Source organism: Kocuria rhizosphaericola (assembly GCF_044462205.1).
Lineage (GTDB): Bacteria > Actinomycetota > Actinomycetes > Actinomycetales > Micrococcaceae > Kocuria > Kocuria rhizosphaericola.
In genome coordinates this window covers 1-19,317 of the sequence record NZ_JBISWK010000112.1, presented here as the reverse complement: position 1 = coordinate 19,317, position 19,317 = coordinate 1, and the positions used below count along the sequence as shown (strand labels likewise).

The following is a 19,317-nucleotide window of genomic DNA, read 5'->3' as shown; positions in this document are numbered from 1 at the left end:
GCCAGGGGCAGCAGCCGCTTGAACACGTGCAGCCAGTACCGTCCCAGCGCCAGGGGCCGTCCCGCCTCGAGCTTGCGCACGAAGGACAGCGTGAGGAAGAACGCCGAGATCAGCAGGAAGACGTCCACGCCCCCCGACACCCGGCCGAGGAACACGTGGTAGACCACCACGAGCAGCACCGCCACCGCCCGCAGGCCCTGCACCTCGGGGCGGAACCCCGAATACCGGCTTCCCCGCCGCTGCGCCGCGTCCCGGCTGGCGGAGGTCCCGGTGGACGGTTGGGGAGCGGTGGCGTGCACAGTGGCCACGGGGGCACCTCCAGGGGCGGCCCCGGCGCGGCCGCGGGGCGACGCCGGGAGGGGGAACGGGGGGAGGAAGAACTGGGGGGCTGGGCGGGGGGCGCCCGTCGCGACCCTATCGCACGACCGTCGCCGCGCCGGCGGACGCGTCGCGGGCCGGTGTCCCCGGCGCCCGGCGCGGGGCGCCGGTCCGCCCCGGGCTCACGAGGACGGCCCCTGCAGGAGCGCGCCGGGGAGCCGCTCCTCGAGGGCCGGCGCCATCGTCCGTGCGTAGGTCCACGTGAGGTGGTGCGGGTCGAAGAAGACGTACGCGTTGCCCACCACGGGGCGGCACAGCCCGTCCGGGCAGATGAGGTCGGTGAGGTCGAGCGAGGTGAACCCGCTCCGGTCCTGGAGGGCGTCGGCCGGGTTGACGGGGGCCAGCACCTGCTCGACGGGCACGCGGCACCGTTCGGCGTCCTGGCCGTGGCGCTCGGCGCACTCGTAGGGGTTGAAGTCGAACCGTGGGTTGTCCCGGAAGCCGACGACGTCGATGCCCTGGCCCGTGAGGCGGTCGACCAGTTCCGGGAACCCGCCGACCAGGGCCTCGGCGGATCCGTCCATGCGGGCGGCGTAGGTCGAGGTCGTCATGACCGCGTCCGGCGCGAGCCGCTCCACGTACTCGATCGCCGCGTCGTTGCCCTCGTGGCACGCGTCCCCCTCCGGGCGCACCGCGAAGGCGCAGCCCGGCTGGAGGACGGCGACGAGCTGCCAGTTGCGCTCCTCCGCGATGGGGATCACCGCGCCCATGAACTGCTCCATGTGGGAGTTGCCGACCACCGCGATCGTGCGCTCGGGATCCGGCAGGGCGGGGGTCTGGCGGCAGAACGGCTCGAGCACCTCCTGCTCGGGGGCGAACTCCCCGGAGCAGGGCTCGGGCAGTCCCACCCACTCCTCGCCCAGCGCGGAGGCCAGGGGCAGGGTGGGTGCCTCCGGGTCCCCCCGGAACTCGAAGCCCGGGTCCAGCACCGCGGCCCCCGGACTGTTGCGGGCCGCCTCCTCCGCGAGCACCGCCGCCCGCCGCGCGTCGACCTGCTGCCACACCAGCACCGGCACCGCCACCAGCGCCAGGCTCACTCCCACCGACACCGCCAGCCGTCGCTTGTCCCGCTCCGGCCACGCCCACCGCTGGAACGGGCGCTCCACCAGTTTCGTGGCGAGCACCGCCAGCACCAGCGAGACCACGATGATCACCACCCCCGAGCGCGGCCCGGCCACCGGCCGGTCCCGCAGCACCAGGTACGTGATCAGCAGCGGCCAGTGCACCAGGTACAGCGCGTAGGAGGCGTCCCCCAGCCGCACCAGCGGCCGCGAGGCCAGCACCCGGTCCAGGCCGAAGGGCGAGCCGGACCCGCCGGCCACGATGACCGCCGCCGCCGAGAGCAGCGGCCACAGCGCGATCCACCCCGGGAACGCCCCCTGCACGTCGACCAGCATCCCCACCGAGACCATGCTCAGCATTCCCGCCCAGCCCAGCACCACCCGTGCGGTGCGCGGCGGGTTCAGGTACGGCACCGCCAGGGCCAGCAGCGAGCCCAGGGCGAACTCCCACAGCCGGGCCCGGGTGTCGAAGTAGGCGAAGGCCTGGTTCGTGGCCGTCGTGTACACCGACCACGCCAGGGAGGCCGCGAAGACCAGCCCGAAGAACACCGCCAGCACCGGCACCGGCCGCCACCGGCCGCGCCGGCACAGCAGCCACGCCGCCCCGAACACCAGCGGCCACAGCAGGAACACCTGCCCCTGCACCGACAGGGACCAGAAGTGCTGGAACGGCGAGGCCGTGGAGTCGTCGGCCGCGTAGTAGTCCACCTCGGCGAGCGCGAGCGCCCAGTTCTCCACGTAGAGCACCGAGGCCAGCGCCTCCGTGCGCACCCGGTCGATCCGCGCCTCCGGGAAGAACCACCACGCCAGCACCAGGGTGCCCAGGATCGTGAGCACCGCCAGGGGCAGCAGCCGCTTGAACACGTGCAGCCAGTACCGTCCCAGCGCCAGGGGCCGTCCCGCCTCGAGCTTGCGCACGAAGGACAGCGTGAGAAAGAACGCCGAGATCAGCAGGAAGACGTCCACGCCCCCCGACACCCGGTCCAGGAACACGTGATAGACCACCACGAGCAGCACCGCCACGAACCGCAGCCCCTGCACCTCGGGGCGGAACCCCGCGTACCGGGCCACCCGCCGGACCGTGGCCGTCCCGACGCCGGCGGGCGCGTCCTGCTCGGGGGGGCTCGTCATGGGCATCTCCTGGGCATCTCCTGGGCACACCGTGCCGCGGAGGGGCGCGGCAGCGGTCGGGCGGACCCCCGCACTCTACCGGAGGCCCCGGGGCGGACCCCGGGGACGGCGACGGACCCGCCCCACCGTGGTGGGACGGGTCCGCGGGGCGGGCCGGGTCAGTGCTGGTGGCCGTGCCCGTCGTCGTCGGCCGGCTTGTCCGTCACGAGCGTCTCGGTGGTCAGCACGAGCGCCGCGATGGACGCGGCGTTCTGCAGCGCCGAGCGGGTGACCTTGACCGGGTCGATGATGCCCGCGCCGACCATCTCGACGTACTCGCCGGTGGCGGCGTCGTAGCCGTGGCCGGCCTCGAGCTCGGCCACCCGGGAGGCGACCACGGCCCCGTCCTGGCCGGCGTTCTGGGCGATCCAGTACAGCGGCTGCCGCAGGGCGCGGCGGACGATGCCGAGGGCGGTCGCGGCGTCGCCGGTGAGCCCGAGGTCGGACTCGTCGAGGACCTTCGCGGCCTGCACGAGAGCGGTGCCGCCGCCGGAGACGATGCCCTGCTCGAGGGCCGCGCGCGTCGAGGACACGGCGTCCTCGATGCGGTGCTTGCGCTCCTTCGCCTCCACCTCGGTGGCCGCGCCGACCTTGATGACCGAGACGCCGCCGGCCAGGCGGGCGAGGCGCTCCTGCAGCTTCTCGCGGTCCCACTCGGAGTCGGTGCGCTCGGACTCGGCGCGGATCGTGGCGACCCGGTCCTGGATCTCGGCCTCGGTGCCGCCGCCGTCGACCAGGGTGGTGGTGTTCTTGGTGACCGTGACGCGGCGGGCGGTGCCCAGCTGCTCCAGGGTGACCTGGTCGAGGCTGATGCCCAGCTCGGTGGTGATGAGCTGGCCGCCGGTGAGGACCGCGAGGTCCTGCAGGATCGCCTTGCGGCGGTCGCCGAAGCCGGGGGCCTTGAGGGCCACGACGTCGAGGGTGCCGCGCAGCTTGTTGACCACGAGGGTGGAGAGGGCCTCGCCCTCGACGTCCTCGGCGATGATGGTCAGCGGCTTCTTGGCCTGGAGCGCCTTCTCCAGGACGGGCATGAGCTCCGGCACGGAGGAGATCTTGCCCTGGTACAGCAGCACCAGGGAGTTCTCCATGACCGCTTCCTGGCGCTCGGTGTCGGTCACGAAGGACGGGGAGAGGTAGCCCTTGTCGAACTGCATGCCCTCGGTGACGTCGAGCTCGACCTCGGTGCTCGAGCCGTCCTCGATCGTGATGACGCCGTCCTTGCCGACGGTCTCGAAGGCCCGGGCGATGAGCTCGCCGATCGCCGGGTCCTGCGCCGAGATGGTCGCCACGTGGGCGACGTTGGCGCCCTCCACGGGGCGGGCGTTCTCGAGCAGGCGCGCGGCCACGGCCTCGACGGCCTTCTCGATGCCGCGCTTGAGGCTCAGCGGGTCGGCGCCGGCGGCCACGTTGCGCAGGCCCTCCTTGACGAGCGCCTGGGCCAGCACGGTGGCGGTGGTGGTGCCGTCGCCGGCGACGTCGTTGGTCTTGGTCGCCACCTCCTTGGCGAGCTGGGCCCCGAGGTTCTCGTAGGGGTCGTCGAGCTCGACCTCGCGGGCGATGGTCACGCCGTCGTTGGTGATCGTGGGGGCGCCCCACTTCTTGTCGAGCACCACGTTGCGCCCGCGCGGGCCGAGGGTGACCTTGACGGTGTCGGCGAGCTTGTTGACGCCGTTCTCGAGGGACTTGCGTGCGGCATCGTCGAATGCCAGCTGCTTGGCCATGGACTATGGCTCCTTCTGGGTGGCTGGGGTCGCCAGCGGGGTTCGGGGATCAGGATCGGCGAAGGGTGCCCGCCGCGGGCCCCGCGGGGCGTGTGCGGCAGGCACCCTTCGTCAGGACTGCGCGGTCTGCGCCGGGTCGGTGCGCCCGGTCTACTTCTCGACGACGGCGAGCACGTCGCGGGCGGGGAGCACCAGGTACTCCTCGCCGTTGTACTTGACCTCGGTCCCGCCGTACTTGGAGAAGATCACGACGTCGCCCTCCTTGACGTCGACCGGGATGCGGTTGCCGGAGTCGTCGACACGACCGGGTCCGACGGCCAGGACCTTGCCCTCCTGGGGCTTCTCCTTGGCGGTGTCCGGGATGACGAGACCGGACGCGGTGGTCTGCTCAGCGGCGAGCGGCTGAACGACGATGCGATCCTCGAGAGGCTTGATGGAGACCGACACGATCTCTCCTTGTCTGTAGGGGTGGAAAACGGTGGGCGACCGCGGGCGGAGCCCGCCGTCGAGCTTCGGGCCGGTCGGCGCACCGACCGTCGTCGCGGTGCCGATCGATCGCCTGGCCCTTAGCACCCTCACCCGGAGAGTGCCAAGGCCAACTGTAGGAGGGGGCTGGCAGTCGGTCAAGGCGAGTGCCAGCGCGCCGCCCCCCGGGATCCGTGCGGACCGAATTAGGTCACACCGGTGTTCCCCAATGATTTGCCTCACTCCCATCCGACGCTCTAGGTTCATCGGTAAGGCAACCCTTACCTCGGCCGAGCAGCGGTGCCCTCCTCGACGACCCCCACGCCTGAGTGGGGGTCCGTCGCGCCCACCGGATCCCGCCGGTGCCCTCCGCCCCGGAGCACACCGGCGTCCTCTGCACGAAGGAAGACCATGAACCGCACTGCCCCACACCGCTCCACCGCCCTGCTGACCGCCGCCTCGGTCCTGGCCCTGGCGGGCTGCTCGACCTCCGGCGCGGCGACCACCGGCGGGGACGCGCCGGGCGCCGCCTCGACCGGGACCGTCAGCGTGGAGCACGCGCAGGGCACCACGGACGTCCCCGTGGACCCGGAGAACGTCATCACCTTCGACCTCGGGGTCCTCGACTCGATGCGGGCCCTGGACGAGGACGTCCAGGGCCTGCCCCGGGGCGGCAGCCTGCCCGAGCAGTTCTCCGAGTACCGGTCGGACGAGTACGTCAACGCCGGGTCCATGAAGGAACCGGACCTCGAGGCCGTCGCCGAGGCCGCCCCGGACCTGATCATCATCTCCGGGCGGACCGCCGACTTCTACGACGAGCTCGCCGAGATCGCTCCCACCGTGGACCTCTCGCTCGACCAGACCGACGCGCTGACCTCCTTCACCGAGCAGTCCCGGACCCTCGGCGAGATCTTCGGCAAGGAGGCCGAGGTCGCGGAGCGGCTGACCGCCATCGAGGAGCAGGTCGAGGAGGCGAAGGCCCGGACCGCCGAGGCCGGCACCGCGATGTTCCTGCTGACCAGCGCCGGGGAGGTCAACGCCTACGGCCCGGAGTCACGCTTCGGCAACATCGTCTTCGACCTGCTGGGCTTCGGGTCCGCCGCCGACGTCCAGGCCGAGGGCACCCACGGCGAGGCCGTCTCCTTCGAGGCCGTCGCCGACGCGGACCCCGACCACCTCTTCGTGCTGGACCGCGACACCGCCATCGGCCAGTCCGGCGGCGAGGCCGCCCAGCAGGTGCTCGACAACGAGCTCGTCGACGGCACCACCGCCGCCCAGCAGGACCGGATCACCTACGTGGACAGCGCGAGCTGGTACCTGGTCGGATTCGGCCTGGACAACTTCCCCGCCATGATCGCCGAGGTCCAGGAATCCCTCTCCTGATCCGCCGACCCGGTCGAGCACGACTCCCGGGTGCTCCGCACGGCGACCGCGCGGAGCACCCGGGACCGCGCCGGACCGCGACCGCGGCCGTCCCCAGAACCGGAAGGTCCCCCGATGACCAGCACGAGACGATGAGCACCGTCGTGCCCCCCGCACCGCCTCCCGCGATCGCCGGCCCCGTGCCGGCGGCGCCGCCGCCGGAGGGCTCCACCCCGGTGCCCCCCGGGGCGTCCGCGCGGGCCAACGCCCGCCGGCTCGCCGCCGCGGGCGCCCTCGTGCTGGTCCTGGCGGTCGTCAGCACCTTCGTCGGGGTCCTCGATGTCACCCCGTGGTCCCTGTGGAACCAGCTCGCCACCGGGGACCTCGACGGCTTCCGGAGCTCGATGGAGATCATCGCGGTCTCCCGCTTCCCCCGCACCGCCTCGGTCGTCCTGGCAGGCCTGGCCCTGTCCGTGGCGGGGCTGATCATGCAGCTCATGGTCCGCAACAAGTTCGTGGAGCCCTCCACCGTGGGCACCGTCGAGTCGGCGCAGGCCGGCCTGCTCGTCGTGACCCTGCTCCTGCCCTCGGCGCCGCTCCTGCTGAAGATGGGCTCGGCCTCCGTGTTCGCCGTCGCCGGGACCGCCCTGTTCCTGCTCGTGCTCCAGCGCATCCCCCTGCGCAGCACCCTGCTGGTGCCGCTCGTGGGGATCATGCTCGGCAACGTCATCGCCTCCGTCACCACGTTCTTCGCCTACCGGTTCGACCTCCTGCAGACCCTCAACGCCTGGATGCTCGGCGACTTCTCCGGCGTCCTGCGGGGCCGCTACGAGCTGCTGTGGCTGGTGCTGGCGCTGACGGTCGTGGGCTACGTCGCCGCCGACCGGTTCACCGTGGCGGGCATGGGCCACGAGTTCACCACCAACCTGGGCATCGACCACCGGAAGGTCATGGCCCTGGGCATGACCCTCGTGGCCCTGATCTCGGCCGTGGTCGTGGTCACCGTCGGTTCGATCCCCTTCCTGGGGCTCGTCGTGCCCAACCTGGTGTCCATGCTCGTCGGGGACAACTCCCGCCGCACCGTGCCCTGGGTCGCCGTCTTCGGCGCCGGCTTCGTGCTGGCGTGCGACGTCGTCGCCCGGGTGATCCGCTATCCGTACGAGGTCCCGGTGGGCACCATCGTCGCCGTCGTCGGCGGCGCCCTGTTCCTCACCATGCTGCTGAGGGGACGCCACCGGTGAGCACCAGGACCTCCGCCCTGCCCCCCGCCCTCGCCGCCCACGGACCCCGGCGGACGCGCACCCCCCTGTCCCCCGGCGCCTGGATCGGGATCCTCGCCGCCCTGGCCGCCGCAGCGGTCGGCCTCTACCTGACCGTGGACCTGAGCGGCGACCTCGGCTACGTCCTGCCCCGCCGGGTCAACCGGGTGCTGACCATGGTCCTCGTGGCCTACGCCGTGGGCGTGTCCACGGTGCTGTTCCAGACGATCACGAGCAACCGCATCCTCACGCCGTCCATCATGGGCTTCGACGCGCTGTACCTGCTGATCCAGACGCTCCTCGTCTTCTTCGTGGGTTCCGTCGGCGTGGTGGCCCTGGGGGACGGCGCGAAGTTCGCGCTCGAGCTCGCGCTCATGGTCGCGTTCAGCTGGCTGATCTACCGCTGGCTGTTCACCGGCTCCGGGAAGTCCCTGCACCTGGTGCTGCTCGTCGGCATCGTCTTCGGTACCGTCTTCCGCGGGATCTCCTCGCTGCTGCAGCGGCTGCTCGAGCCCAGCGAGTTCGTCGTCCTCCAGGACGCGATGTTCGCCTCGTTCGGCAACGTGGACACGGGCCTCCTGCGCCTGTCCGCGCTGCTCGTCGGGCTGGTCTCCCTCGTGGCGCTGGCCTTCCGCCGCCACCTCGACGTCCTGGCCCTGGGCCGGGACACGGCGATCAGCCTCGGCGTCGACCACACCCGGGTGGTCACCGCCGTGCTGGTGGTCTGCTCCGTGCTCGTGGGCGTCTGCACCGCGCTGGTCGGGCCCATCACGTTCTTCGGGCTCATCGTGGCCAACCTCGCCTACGCACTGTGCCGGACCTTCCGCCACCGGCACGTGCTGCCCATGGCCGTGCTGCTGGGGATCATCGCGCTCGTGGGCGGTCAGGTGCTCCTCGAGCAGGTCCTCGCCTTCGACACCGCGCTGAGCATCGTGATCGAGTTCGCCGGGGGACTGCTGTTCCTCGTGATGCTGCTGCGGGGATCCATCAAGTGACAAGGAGCGCACCGTGATCGAACTGACCGGCCTCACCAAGAGGTACGGGACGCAGACCGTCGTCGACGGCGTCTCGGGGACCATCGAGGCGGGCGGGATCATCTCGATCATCGGCGCCAACGGCGCCGGGAAGTCGACCCTGCTGTCCATGGCCGCGCGGCTGCTGCCCATGGACGAGGGCACCGTGTTCGTGGACGACCTCGACGTCCTGAACACCCCCTCGGACCAGCTGGCCCGCAAGCTGTCCATCCTGCGCCAGGAGAACAACCTGACGGTCCGGCTGAGCGTCCGGGACCTCGTGGCCTTCGGCCGCCACCCGCACAGCAAGGGCCGGCACACCGCTTCGGACCGGGAGCACGTCGAGCGGGCGCTGCGCTACCTCCAGCTCGAGGGACTCGCCGACCGCTACGTCGACGAGCTCTCCGGCGGGCAGCGGCAGCGGGCGTTCATCGCCATGGTCATCGCCCAGGACACCGACTACGTGCTGCTCGACGAGCCGCTCAACAACCTCGACATGAAGCACGCGGTGGAGATGATGCGCCTGCTGCGGCAGATGGCCCACGACTTCGGCAGGACCGTGGTGCTCGTCATCCACGACATCAACTTCGCGTCCTGCTACTCCGACCGGATCATGGCCATGAAGGACGGCGCCCTCCTGCACCACGGCACGCCCGAGGAGATCATGCGCCCGGACGTGCTGCGGGAGATCTACGGCATCGACATCCGCGTGGAGGAGGTCGACGGCCACCGCATCGGCATCTACTTCGTCTGATCCGACCCGAACCGAACCGAACGGCACCCATGAACCCCGAGTCCCCCGCCGACCCCCGCGAGATCGCCCCGCTGCTGACCCGGCAGGGCATGGCCCTGCTCGAGTCCCTGGGCCCCTACGACGAGGCCGAGGTGCTGCGCACCGCGTCCCGGCTGCGCGCCGAGGGGCACGCCCCGGAGCTCGTCTCCGCGGCCCTGAGCCAGGCGAAGCTGCGGGCCAGGGCGCGGGAGAAGTTCGGGGACTTCGCCGGCCGCATGCTCTTCACCCGGGCCGGCCTCGAGCAGGCCACCCGGCTGCGGGTGGCCGCCCTGCACGCGCGGCGCTTCGCCGGGGCGGGCCTCGAGCACGTGGCCGACCTCGGCTGCGGCATCGGCGCGGACGCGCTCGCGCTGGCCTCCCTCGACCGCCGGGTCACCGCCGTGGAGCTCGACGAGACCACGGCCGCGGTCGCCACCCTCAACCTCGCCCCGTTCCCCGAGGCCACGGTCCTGCACGCCGACGTGGCGTCCCTGGACCTCGCCGCCCTGCCCGCCGGGCCGCCGGACGGGGTGTGGCTGGACCCGGCCCGGCGCACGACGTCGTCGTCCGGCACCCGGCGGATCTTCGACCCCGAGGCGTTCTCCCCGCCCCTGTCGTTCGTCGAGGAGCTGGCCGGGCGCGGCCTGCCCGTCGGGGTGAAGCTGGGGCCGGGCATCCCGCACGAGGCGGTCCCCGCCGGGTGCGAGGCGCAGTGGGTCTCCGACCGGGGCGACGTGGTCGAGGTCGTGCTGTGGTTCAACGCGGTGGCCCGCCCCGGTGTGCGGCGCGCGGCGCTCGTGCTCTCCGAGCACGGGTCCGCGGAGCTCACCAGCCCGGAGGACCACGACCCCGCCCACGCCGACGCGGTGACGGGGCCCGTCGGCGCGTACCTCTACGAGCCGGACGGCGCGGTGATCCGCGCGGGCCTCGTCACGGACCTCGCCCGTCAGCTGGGGGCGCGGCTGGTCCACCCCAGGATCGCCTACCTCACCTCCGACGAGCTCGTGCGCACCCCGCTGGCCCGGGTGTACCGCGTGCGGGAGGTGCTGCCGCACACCGTCAAGGTGCTCAAGCGGTGGGTCCGGGAGCACGAGGTCGGCACGCTCGAGATCAAGAAGCGCGGCACGGACGTGACCCCGGAGCAGCTGCGCCGCCAGCTCGCGCCGAAGGGCCCCGGACGGGCCACGCTCGTGGTCACCAGGACGGCCCCGGGCCCCGCCCCGGGCGGGCCGGAACGGACCGGTGCGGGACCCGCGGAGAAGCGCGTCGTGATGGTCGTGGAAACCGTAGACTGATGGCTCCGCGGGCCGCCCGGCCCGCTCCCGACCGGGGGCCCGCCCCTGCAAGAGCACGGAGGACCTGCCGCGTGGAGATCTCGTTCGCCCGCTCCCACCAGTCGACGCTGGGCGTCGAGTGGGAGATCGCCCTCGTGGACGGCGCCACGGGGGATCTCGTGCCCCGCGGCCGGGAGACGTTCGAGGCGGTCCTGGACGCCCACCCCGACTGGGGCACGGACGGCGACCACCCGCACCTCACCGGGGAGTTCCTGCTGAACACCATCGAGCTGGTCACCGGGGTGTGCCGGGACGTCGCCCACTCCACCGAGCAGCTGTCCACCATGATGGACGAGATCCGCAGGGTCACCGACCCGCAGGGGCTCGAGGTCTTCGCCGCCGGCACCCACCCCTTCGCGCGCTGGCAGGACCAGCAGGTCACCGACAAGCAGCGCTACCACAAGCTCGTGGACCGCGCCCAGTACTGGGGCCGGCAGATGGTCATCTACGGGGTGCACGTCCACGTGGGCCTGGACTCGCGGGCGAAGGCGCTGCCGGTGCTCGACGGGCTGCTGACCTACTACCCGCACCTGCTCGCCCTGTCGGCGAACTCGCCCTTCTGGGCGGGCGAGGACACCGGCTACGCGTCCCAGCGCTCCATGATCTTCCAGCAGCTGTCCACGGCGGGGCTGCCGTACCACTTCCCGTCCTGGGACGCGTACGAGCAGTGCATCACGGACATGATCTCCACCGGCATCATCGAGGAGCTGAGCGAGGCCCGCTGGGACGTGCGCCCCGTGCCCCGGCTGGGCACCGACGAGGTCCGCTTCTGCGACGGGCTCTCGACCCTGTGGGAGGTCGGTGCGCTCACGGCGCTCACCCAGTGCCTCGCGGAGTCCATCTCCCGGGACGTGGAGGCGGGACGCCCGCCGGTCCGCCTCAAGCCGTGGCACATCCAGGAGAACAAGTGGCGGGCGGCCCGCTACGGACTGGACGCGGAGGTCATCACCGATCCGCGCAACATCGAGCGGGACCTGCGCGAGGACCTGACCGCGCTGCTCGACCGGCTGGAGCCCGTGGCCGCGGAGCTGGGCTGCTCGCGGGAGCTCGCCGACGTGGAGCGGATCCTGCAGCAGGGCGCCGGCTACCAGCGCCAGCGCGCGGTCGCCCGGGAGCACGACGGGGACCTGCACGCGGTCGCCCTCGACATCGTCCGCCGCACCCGCGAGAACGACTGACCCGCCGGGCACGAGCGCCCGGCGGGCCCGCTCAGACCGAGACGGTGGTGACCGGCAGGGACGAGTCGGCGGCGAAGTCCAGCCCGGAGGGCGCACGGCCCTCGGCCACCACCCGGGCGGCGAGCGCGGCGACCATGGCCCCGTTGTCCGTGCACAGCGGCAGCCGGGGGATCACCAGCTCGATCCCGTGCTCGGCGCAGCGCTCCGCGGTGAGCTCGCGCAGCCGGGAGTTCGCGGCCACTCCCCCGCCGAGCAGCAGCGTGCCGAGCCCCTGCTCGGTGCACGCGAGCACGGCCTTGCGGGTGACGACGTCGGCCACCGACTCCTGGAAGGACGCCGCGACGTCGGCGACCGGCACCGGCTCGCCCCGCGCCTCGTAGCCCTCGACGACCCGGGCCACGGCGGTCTTGAGCCCGGAGAAGGAGAAGTCGTAGCGGTGCGGGCCGGGCCGCTCGGCGGAGCCCATGTACTTGCCCGCGCTGAGCCCGCGGGGGAGGCGGAAGGCGGCGGGGTCGCCGTCCCGGGCGGCGGCGTCGATGGCGGGGCCCCCGGGGTAGTCCAGGCCGAGGACCCGAGCCACCTTGTCGTAGGCCTCGCCGGCCGCGTCGTCGATCGTGGCCCCGAGCAGGCGCACGTCCCGGCCGAGGTCGTCGACGGCGAGGATCTCGGTGTGCCCGCCGGAGACCAGCAGCGCCCCGAGGTCGCGGGGCAGGCCGTCGTCGAAGGCACCCTGGAAGCCCTCGATCCCGGAGTCCTCGAGCAGGCCCACGCTGACGTGCGCCACGAGGTGGTTGATGGCGTAGAGGGGCTTGCCCGTGGCCACGGCGAGGGCCTTCGCGGCGGCCACGCCCACCATGAGGGCCCCGGCCAGCCCGGGTCCGGAGGTCACCGCGAGCGCGTCGAGGTCCTCGAGGCCCACGCCCGCCCGGTCCAGGGCCTCGCGCAGGGCAGGGACGATCGCGTCGAGGTGGGCGCGGGAGGCGATCTCGGGGATCACGCCGCCGAAGCGCACGTGCTCGTCCATCGAGGAGGACACCACGTTGGCGAGCAGGGTGCGTCCCCGCACGATCCCCACGCCGGTCTCGTCGCACGAGGACTCGATGCCCAGCACGAGCGGTCCGTCGGTCATGGGGTCTCCTCCGTGGGGGCGCTCGGGGCGGTCGGTGTCCGCCCGCCGGCGGGTGCGTCCGGCGCGGCGAGGTCGAGACGCATGATCAGCGCGTCGGCGCCGTCCCGGTAGTAGCGGGGGCGGGTGTGGATCTGCTCGTAGCCGAAGCGGCGGTAGAGCTGCTGGGCGCGCGGGTTGTCGGCGCGGACCTCGAGCAGCACCTCGGTGGCGCCGAGCTCCCGGGCCTGGTCGTGCAGGGTGCGCAGCAGGGCGGAGCCGATCCCGCGGCCCTCGTGCTCGGGGAGCACCGCGATGGTCTGCACGTCGCCCACGGGGCGGATGCACATCAGCCCCGCGTAGCCGACGATCTCGCCGTCCTGCTCCGCCACCCAGTACCAGCAGACGGGCTGGGCCAGCTCCGCGGAGAACATCTCCAGCGGCCAGGCGTCCACGGGGAAGAGCCGCCGCTCGAGCGCGTGCACCGCCGCGACGTCCGCGGGCACCATCCGGCGCAGCGTCCAGGAGCCCCGCCCGGGTGCCGCGCTCACGCGCCGGCCCGCTTCCGGGGGCCGGGGACCTTCGCGTCGGACTCGCGCAGGTACAGCGGGGTCGTGTCCGGGGACAGCGCCTCCCCGCGGGCCGTGCGGCGCGCGGCGGCGAGGCCCAGGGACGACGCCGTGGGCTGCGCCGCGGCGAACTCCGGCACGGGACGGGCCAGCCGGTCCGCGTAGATCCCCGCCCCGCGGCCGTAGGCCGGCAGCGCCGGGAGCTGCTCCGCGGCGGCCACACCGGGGCCCCCGGACGGCCGCGGGCCGTCCTCCGCCAGGGCGAAGCGGGCCCAGTAGACCTCCTTGCGCCGGGCGTCGGTGAGCACGAGGAACTCCTCGTGCCCGGCCGCCCCGGCGTGCCCGGCCGCGTCCTGGGCGAGGGCCTCGAGGCTCACGAGCCCGTGCAGCGGGACGTCCCAGGCGAAGGCGAGCGCCCGCGCCGTCGCGATCCCCGCGCGCAGCCCGGTGAAGGGCCCGGGACCGGTGCCGACGAGGACCCCGTCGAGGTCGCCGCCCCGGACGCCGTGGCCGGCCAGCAGGTCGCGGACCGCGGGGGCCAGGACCTCGGCGTGGGAGCGGGTGTCCGGGCTCGCGAAGGAGCCGAGGACCTCGCCGGCGCCGGTCACGAGGGCGGCGGAGGCGACGGCGGAGGAGTCCAGGCACAGGAGGAGCACCCGACCAGTGTAGTGCCCGCCCCGGGACGCCGCCCGGCCCGGGACGGGCCGGGCTCCTCGACCCGGTTCAGTCCAGTCGCGGCGGACCGCCCGCCCAGCGCGGGCCGATCCCGGTGAGCGTGATGCGGCGGGGCTCGGCGTCGTCGTCCTCGTCCCCGCGGTCCACCGGGTGCTCGTCCGCGCCGTGCGGGTCCTCCGCCGGCCCGGAGGGCGCGCCGGGGCCGAGGGGATCGGCGCCCACGGCGCGCTCCAGCACGATCTCGAGGCGGGACTCCGCCAGGTGCTCGACCTTCCCGGTGCCCCACTCGACCACCGTGACGGCCGTGTCCGCCGTGTCCTCCAGGTCGATGTCGTCGACCTCCGCCGCGGAGCCCAGCCGGTAGGCGTCCACGTGCACCAGGTCCGGGCCGCCGGGCCGGGGCCCGTCCGGGACGTTGGGGTGGCGGCGGACCAGCACGAACGTGGGGGAGATGATCCCCTCGCGCACTCCGAGGCCCCGGCCCAGGCCCTGGGTGAAGGTGGTCTTGCCCGCGCCGAGCTCGCCGGTGAGGACCAGCAGGTCCCCGGCGCGCAGCTGCCCGCCCAGCCGCTCGGCCAGGTCCTGGGTCCGCCCGGGCCCGTCCACCGTCACGGTCCGCGTCCACTCGCTCATGACTGCTCCTCTCCCTGGCCCGCGCTCCCCCGGTCCCCCGTGGCGTGCAGGTGCACCCGGGGCACGCGGGACGAGACGCGGGTGACGATCTCGTAGTTGATGGTGCCCGCGGCGTCCGCCCACGCGCTCGCCGAGGGGTCCTCCCCCGCACCGAACAGCACGGCCTCCGCCCCGAGCAGCCCGTGCTCGGGGGCGGACCGCCCCGGCTCGCCGAGGTCCACGACGATCTGGTCCATCGCGACCCGGCCGACCTCGGGGTAGGTGCGGCCCTGGATCCGCACCGGTCCGCCGGTCCCGGTGCGCGGGACACCGTCCGCGTAGCCGAGCGGGACGAGCACCAGGGTGGTGGGCCGGTCGGTGACGTAGCTCAGCCCGTAGGAGACGCCCTGCCCCGCCGGCACCTCCTTGACCGCGCTGACCGTGCTCCGCAGGGTCATGGCGGGCACGAGGCCGAGCTGCTCCGGGGTGCGGTCGGCGAACGGGGAGAGCCCGTAGAGGGAGACCCCCACCCGGACCATGTCCAGGAGCATGTCCTCGGGGCGCTCGAGCGCGGCGGCGCCGAGGAGACCCGGCGAGTTCGCCGCGTGCCGCAGGGCGGGCCGGAGCCCGGCGGCCCGGGCCGTGTCCACGGCCGCGCGGAAGCGCTCGAGCTGCTCCCGGGTCTCGGGCCGGGAGGGCTCGTCGGCGACGGCCAGGTGGGTGAAGACGCCCACGACCTGCACGACCCCCTCCGCCTCGGCCTGCGCGGCCGCCCGCACGAGCTCGGGCCAGAGGGCCTCCGGCGCGCCGTTGCGGCCAAGGCCCGTGTCGATCTTGAGGTGGATCCGGGCGACCGTCCCGAGCGTGCGGGCGGCCTCCGCGATCGGGGCCAGCTCCCACCCGCTGACGCCCAGCTCGACGTCGGCGGCCAGCGCCGCCCGGAAGTCCGTGTCGACGGTGTGCAGCCACGCGAGCACGGGGGCGCCGATCCCCGCGGACCGCAGCGCCAGGGCCTCGACGACGTGGGCGACGCCCAGGGCGTCCGCGCCCGCCTCGAGGACCGCGCGGGCCACGGGCACCGCGCCGTGGCCGTAGGCGTCCGCCTTGACCACGGCCATCAGCCGGGCGGGGGCGGCGAGGGCCCGGAGCCGGTGCACGTTGGCGCGGACGGCGGCGAGGTCGACCACGGCGCTGCGCTCGCACCGGGGAGGAGGGGGGAAGGCGCCGCCGGACGAGGCGGTGGGGACGGGATCAGCACGGTTCACGGCTCCCATTCTCGCACCGGGCCCGCCACCGCCGGCGCCGGGGCGGGCGCCCGGACCGGGGCGCGCCGCCGCGGGCGGGCACCCGGGTCCTCTGGAGCTCCTGCGGCCGGACGCTAGAGTTGAGCCGTGTCCGCCGCGCCCCGCCACGTCCTGCTGATCAGCCTGCACACCAGTCCCCTCGAGCAACCGGGGTCGGGTGACGCGGGCGGGATGAACGTCTACGTCCGCCACCTCGCCGAGGCCCTCGTGGACGCCGGCCACACCGTGGACATGGCCACCCTCGACCGGGGCGCCGGCGCCCCGTCCCCCGCGGGCGTGCGGAGCACCCGCATCCGTGCCGGGCTGCGGCTGCTCACCGTCTCCCTGCCCGGTGCCGCCGGGGCGAGCAAGGAGGACCTCCCGGGGTTCACCTCGGCCTTCGCGGACGTGCTCCGCGCGGCGGCCGACCGGCCCGGCGTGGTGCACGCCCACTACTGGCTCTCCGGCGCCGCCGGCCGGGAGCTCGCCGACGGCTGGGGGGTCCCCCTCGTGCTGACCCTGCACACCACGGCGCTCGGGAAGAACCTGCGCGCCCGGACCGGTGAGGGCCTCGAGCCGGCCTCCCGGGCGGAGGCCGAGGCCGAGCTGATCGCCCGGGCCGAGGCCACGGTGGTCAACACCCGGACCGAGGCGCTGCAGATGATCGAGTTCTACGACGCGGACGCGGCACGGCTGACCGTGATCACCCCCGGCGTCGATCTCTCGGCCTTCACCCCGGACGCCGCCCCCGGAGAGCCCCGCCGCACCGACGAGCGGCCCCCCGGCACGCCCGGCCGCCCGCTGCGGATCCTGTTCGCCGGCCGCCTGCAGGCCCTCAAGGGCCCGCACGTGCTCGTCGACGCGCTCGCGCGGATCCGGGAGACGGACCCCGGCCTGCCCGTGGAGCTGGACGTCGTGGGGGTCGGCACCCGCTGCTTCACGTCCGCGCTGCGGGAGCGCGTGCGGGAGCTCGGCCTGGAGGACGCGGTGCGCTTCGGACCGGCCCTGCCCACCCCGCAGCTCGCGGCCCGGATGCGCCGCGCCGACGTCGTGGCCGTCCCGTCCTCGTCCGAGACGTTCGGTCTCGTGGCCCTGGAGGCCCAGGCCTGCGGCACGCCGGTGCTCGCCACGGACGTCGACGGGCTGCGCACCGCGGTGCTCGACGGTCTCACCGGCCGGCTCGTGCCCGACCGCGACCCCGGCTCATGGGCGCGCGCCGTGGTGGCGCTCGCCGGGGACCCGGACGCGCTGGAGCGCATGGGCGAGGCGGCCGCCCGGCGCGCCCAGGGCCACTCCTGGGAGCGTACGGCCCTGTCCACGGCGGAGGTCTACGCCCGCACGCGGGCCCGGGCGGGGGTACGCGACGGTAGCGGCCGGCGCCTGAATACACTCGAACGGTGACGACTCCCCCGCTCTCCCCCGCAGACCTCACCCGCCACCTCGACGACCACCGCATCACCGGAGCGGTGGCGACGCCCCGCGAGGCGAACCTGCGCAACATCCAGGGCTTCCTCGACGGCGACCAGCACCAGCACATGGGCGTGGTGCGCACCCGGGAGTGGACCTTCGACGACGTGTTCGCGCTCATGCGGGACCGCGTCGGCATCTCCCCCGACCCGGCGCACGTCGAGGGCCAGGACATGATCTCCGCGGAGCGGGCCGTCGCCGCGCTGGAGCGCTACGCACGGGTGCTCGGCGAGGTGGTCTCCGGCGGCGGCCGCGTGCTCTTCGCCACCGGCCACCCGGCCGGCCTGTTCCCGGTCTACGCGCACCTGGCCCGGGTGGCCCGCCGCGCGGGCGCGCACGTGGTGCAGGTCCCGGACGGCTTTCCCTTCGAGGACGGCGACGTCCGGCAGATCGAGAGCGTCGTGATGGTCGAGCAGTACGGCGGGCTGCGGCACACCCACTTCCCCGGGCCCATGTCCCTGACCCTGGAGAAGCTGCGCCGCGACGGGCAGAACCCGCCCGACCTGGTGGTCGCCGACCACGGCCTCGCCGGGGCGGCCGGCTCCCGGGGACTGCGGACCCTCGCGGTCGCGGACTGCAACGACCCCGGCGTGTTCGTGGCCGAGGCGCAGGGCCAGATCGAGGTCGCCGTGCCGCTCGACGACAACCTCCCGCCGCGCGTCTACGAGCCGGTCACCGCGTTCGTGCTCCACCGCGCCGGCCTGGCGGACTACATCTGAGCGCTCCCGGCGCGCAGCGCTCCCGGGACGCGCAGACCCCCGCACCGCGGACGGTGCGGGGGTCTGCGGGCGAGGGGCTCAGCGTTCGCGCTCGCCGCGGATGAAGGCCTCCAGGTTGGCCCTGGCCACGTCGTCGGGCTGCTGCTCGTGCGGGGACTTCATGAAGTACGCCGAGGCCGAGGTCAGCGGACCCCCGATCCCGCGGTCCGCCCCGATCTTCGCCGCCCGGATCGCGTCGATGATCACCCCGGCCGAGTTCGGCGAGTCCCACACCTCCAGCTTGTACTCCAGCGAGATCGGGGCGTTGCCGAAACCGTGGCCCTCCAGGCGCACGAAGGCGAACTTCCGGTCCTCCAGCCACGGCACGTGGTCCGAGGGACCGATGTGCACGTCCTTGGTCCCGAACTCCTTCTCCACGTTGGAGGTCACCGCCTGGGTCTTGGAGATCTTCTTGGACTCCAGCCGGGTGCGCTCGAGCATGTTCATGAAGTCCATGTTCCCGCCCACGTTGAGCTGGTAGGTGCGGTCCAGCACGTAGCCGCGGTCCTCGAACAGCTTTGCCAGCACCCGGTGGGTGATCGTCGCCCCGATCTGGGACTTGATGTCATCACCGACGATCGGCACCCCGGCGGCGGTGAACTTGCCCGCCCACACCGGGTCGGAGGCGATGAACACCGGCAGGGCGTTGACGAAGGCCACCCCCGCCTCGATCGCGGCCTGGGCGTAGAACCGGTCGGCTTCCTCCGAGCCCACCGGCAGATAGGACACCAGCACGTCCACCTGCGCGTCCTTCAGCGCCTGGGCCACGTCCACCGGGGGCTCGGTGGACTCCTCGACCACCTCCCGGTAGTAGGACCCGAGCCCGTCCAGGGTGGGCCCGCGCTGGACGGTGACCCCGGTGTGGCCGACCTCGGCGAAGACCATGGTGTTGTTCTGCCCGGCGGTGATCGCCTCGCACAGATCGACCCCGACCTTGGCGGCGTCGACGTCGAAGGCGGCCACGAACTCGATGTCGGACACGTGGTAGTCGCCGAGGACCACGTGCATCAGACCGGGCACGGTGGCGCCCGGATCGGCGTCGGCGTAGAAGTGCACGCCCTGGATCAGCGACGAGGCGCAGTTGCCGACACCGGCGACGGCCACGCGAATGGGATGGTGGGACACGGGACTCCTT

17 protein-coding genes and 1 pseudogene are annotated in these 19,317 nt (G+C 73.7%); 8 read left to right on the top strand and 10 right to left on the bottom strand.

Annotated elements, in window-relative coordinates:
- From ACH9D2_RS11270 to groES, 4 genes and pseudogenes are all read right to left on the bottom strand, one after another.
- Nucleotides 1-308: pseudogene (locus tag ACH9D2_RS11270) on the bottom strand (acyltransferase family protein); the annotation flags it as partial.
- A 192-nt stretch (nucleotides 309-500) separates the two neighbouring features.
- Nucleotides 501-2,570, bottom strand: coding sequence for an SGNH hydrolase domain-containing protein (locus ACH9D2_RS11265; RefSeq protein WP_396362915.1), 2,070 nt, complete (start codon nucleotides 2,568-2,570; stop codon nucleotides 501-503).
- Between the two features lie 158 nt (nucleotides 2,571-2,728).
- Nucleotides 2,729-4,330 carry a chaperonin GroEL gene (gene groL / locus ACH9D2_RS11260; protein ID WP_396362914.1) on the bottom strand — a complete coding sequence of 534 codons (1,602 nt, stop codon included), beginning with the start codon at nucleotides 4,328-4,330 and terminating at the stop codon, nucleotides 2,729-2,731.
- Between the two features lie 150 nt (nucleotides 4,331-4,480).
- Nucleotides 4,481-4,777, bottom strand: coding sequence for a co-chaperone GroES (gene groES, locus ACH9D2_RS11255; protein WP_047801805.1), 297 nt, complete (start codon nucleotides 4,775-4,777; stop codon nucleotides 4,481-4,483).
- 429 nt (nucleotides 4,778-5,206) lie between these two features.
- Between groES and ACH9D2_RS11250 the strand changes: the two genes are divergently transcribed.
- From ACH9D2_RS11250 to ACH9D2_RS11225, 6 genes are all read left to right on the top strand, one after another.
- Nucleotides 5,207-6,178: an ABC transporter substrate-binding protein gene (locus ACH9D2_RS11250; protein ID WP_396362913.1), complete on the top strand. Its 972-nt coding sequence runs from the start codon at nucleotides 5,207-5,209 to the stop codon at nucleotides 6,176-6,178.
- A 131-nt stretch (nucleotides 6,179-6,309) separates the two neighbouring features.
- On the top strand, nucleotides 6,310-7,398 hold the full coding sequence (locus tag ACH9D2_RS11245; protein ID WP_396362912.1) for an iron chelate uptake ABC transporter family permease subunit: 1,089 nt from the start codon (nucleotides 6,310-6,312) through the stop codon (nucleotides 7,396-7,398).
- Nucleotides 7,395-8,411 (top strand): iron chelate uptake ABC transporter family permease subunit, encoded by a 1,017-nt coding sequence (locus ACH9D2_RS11240; protein WP_396362911.1) that lies wholly within the window; start codon nucleotides 7,395-7,397, stop codon nucleotides 8,409-8,411. Before ACH9D2_RS11245 ends, ACH9D2_RS11240 begins: the two co-directional genes overlap by 4 nt.
- Nucleotides 8,412-8,424: 13 nt before the next feature.
- The gene (locus tag ACH9D2_RS11235) at nucleotides 8,425-9,183 is read left to right on the top strand and encodes an iron ABC transporter ATP-binding protein (protein WP_396362910.1); all 759 of its coding nucleotides are present in this window, start codon (nucleotides 8,425-8,427) and stop codon (nucleotides 9,181-9,183) included.
- A gap of 29 nt (nucleotides 9,184-9,212) precedes the next feature.
- A complete protein-coding gene (locus tag ACH9D2_RS11230) occupies nucleotides 9,213-10,496 on the top strand; it encodes a THUMP-like domain-containing protein (protein ID WP_396362909.1) in 1,284 nt (427 codons plus the stop codon).
- Nucleotides 10,497-10,567: 71 nt separating this feature from the next.
- Nucleotides 10,568-11,713: a glutamate--cysteine ligase gene (locus ACH9D2_RS11225; protein ID WP_396362908.1), complete on the top strand. Its 1,146-nt coding sequence runs from the start codon at nucleotides 10,568-10,570 to the stop codon at nucleotides 11,711-11,713.
- Nucleotides 11,714-11,744: 31 nt separating this feature from the next.
- Here ACH9D2_RS11225 and tsaD read toward each other — a convergent pair whose 3' ends face one another.
- The 5 genes from tsaD to alr form a co-directional block, all read right to left on the bottom strand.
- Entirely contained in the window at nucleotides 11,745-12,842 is a 1,098-nt protein-coding gene (gene tsaD / locus ACH9D2_RS11220; RefSeq protein WP_396362907.1) for a tRNA (adenosine(37)-N6)-threonylcarbamoyltransferase complex transferase subunit TsaD, read from the bottom strand.
- Complete coding sequence (gene rimI, locus ACH9D2_RS11215; protein WP_396362916.1) at nucleotides 12,839-13,327, bottom strand: ribosomal protein S18-alanine N-acetyltransferase; 489 nt, start codon at nucleotides 13,325-13,327, stop codon at nucleotides 12,839-12,841. Before rimI ends, tsaD begins: the two co-directional genes overlap by 4 nt.
- Nucleotides 13,328-13,365: 38 nt before the next feature.
- Nucleotides 13,366-14,043: a tRNA (adenosine(37)-N6)-threonylcarbamoyltransferase complex dimerization subunit type 1 TsaB gene (gene tsaB, locus ACH9D2_RS11210; RefSeq protein WP_396362906.1), complete on the bottom strand. Its 678-nt coding sequence runs from the start codon at nucleotides 14,041-14,043 to the stop codon at nucleotides 13,366-13,368.
- A gap of 67 nt (nucleotides 14,044-14,110) precedes the next feature.
- Complete coding sequence (tsaE, locus tag ACH9D2_RS11205) at nucleotides 14,111-14,695, bottom strand: tRNA (adenosine(37)-N6)-threonylcarbamoyltransferase complex ATPase subunit type 1 TsaE (protein WP_396362905.1); 585 nt, start codon at nucleotides 14,693-14,695, stop codon at nucleotides 14,111-14,113.
- Nucleotides 14,692-15,948 carry an alanine racemase gene (gene alr, locus ACH9D2_RS11200; RefSeq protein ID WP_396362904.1) on the bottom strand — a complete coding sequence of 419 codons (1,257 nt, stop codon included), beginning with the start codon at nucleotides 15,946-15,948 and terminating at the stop codon, nucleotides 14,692-14,694. The genes tsaE and alr overlap by 4 nt, the downstream gene beginning before the upstream one ends.
- A 117-nt stretch (nucleotides 15,949-16,065) precedes the next feature.
- Here alr and ACH9D2_RS11195 point away from each other — a divergent pair, with 117 nt between their 5' ends.
- Both ACH9D2_RS11195 and ACH9D2_RS11190 read left to right on the top strand, forming a co-directional pair.
- The gene (locus ACH9D2_RS11195) at nucleotides 16,066-17,358 is read left to right on the top strand and encodes a glycosyltransferase (RefSeq protein ID WP_396362903.1); all 1,293 of its coding nucleotides are present in this window, start codon (nucleotides 16,066-16,068) and stop codon (nucleotides 17,356-17,358) included.
- Nucleotides 17,355-18,143, top strand: coding sequence for a phosphatase (locus tag ACH9D2_RS11190; protein ID WP_396362902.1), 789 nt, complete (start codon nucleotides 17,355-17,357; stop codon nucleotides 18,141-18,143). Before ACH9D2_RS11195 ends, ACH9D2_RS11190 begins: the two co-directional genes overlap by 4 nt.
- Nucleotides 18,144-18,221: 78 nt before the next feature.
- Here the strand turns inward: ACH9D2_RS11190 and ACH9D2_RS11185 are convergent, their stop codons facing one another.
- Nucleotides 18,222-19,307: an inositol-3-phosphate synthase gene (locus ACH9D2_RS11185; protein ID WP_396362874.1), complete on the bottom strand. Its 1,086-nt coding sequence runs from the start codon at nucleotides 19,305-19,307 to the stop codon at nucleotides 18,222-18,224.
- Nucleotides 19,308-19,317 lie beyond the last annotated feature (10 nt).

Coding starts and splice junctions, on each gene's coding strand:
- ACH9D2_RS11265 (WP_396362915.1), bottom strand. CDS start 2,570: ATGACGAGCCCCCCCGAGCAGGACGCGCCCGCCGGCGTCGGGACGGCC.
- groL (WP_396362914.1), bottom strand. CDS start 4,330: ATGGCCAAGCAGCTGGCATTCGACGATGCCGCACGCAAGTCCCTCGAG.
- ACH9D2_RS11250 (WP_396362913.1), top strand. CDS start 5,207: ATGAACCGCACTGCCCCACACCGCTCCACCGCCCTGCTGACCGCCGCC.
- ACH9D2_RS11245 (WP_396362912.1), top strand. CDS start 6,310: ATGAGCACCGTCGTGCCCCCCGCACCGCCTCCCGCGATCGCCGGCCCC.
- ACH9D2_RS11230 (WP_396362909.1), top strand. CDS start 9,213: ATGAACCCCGAGTCCCCCGCCGACCCCCGCGAGATCGCCCCGCTGCTG.
- tsaD (WP_396362907.1), bottom strand. CDS start 12,842: ATGACCGACGGACCGCTCGTGCTGGGCATCGAGTCCTCGTGCGACGAG.
- rimI (WP_396362916.1), bottom strand. CDS start 13,327: ATGGTGCCCGCGGACGTCGCGGCGGTGCACGCGCTCGAGCGGCGGCTC.
- tsaE (WP_396362905.1), bottom strand. CDS start 14,695: ATGAGCGAGTGGACGCGGACCGTGACGGTGGACGGGCCCGGGCGGACC.
- alr (WP_396362904.1), bottom strand. CDS start 15,948: ATGGGAGCCGTGAACCGTGCTGATCCCGTCCCCACCGCCTCGTCCGGC.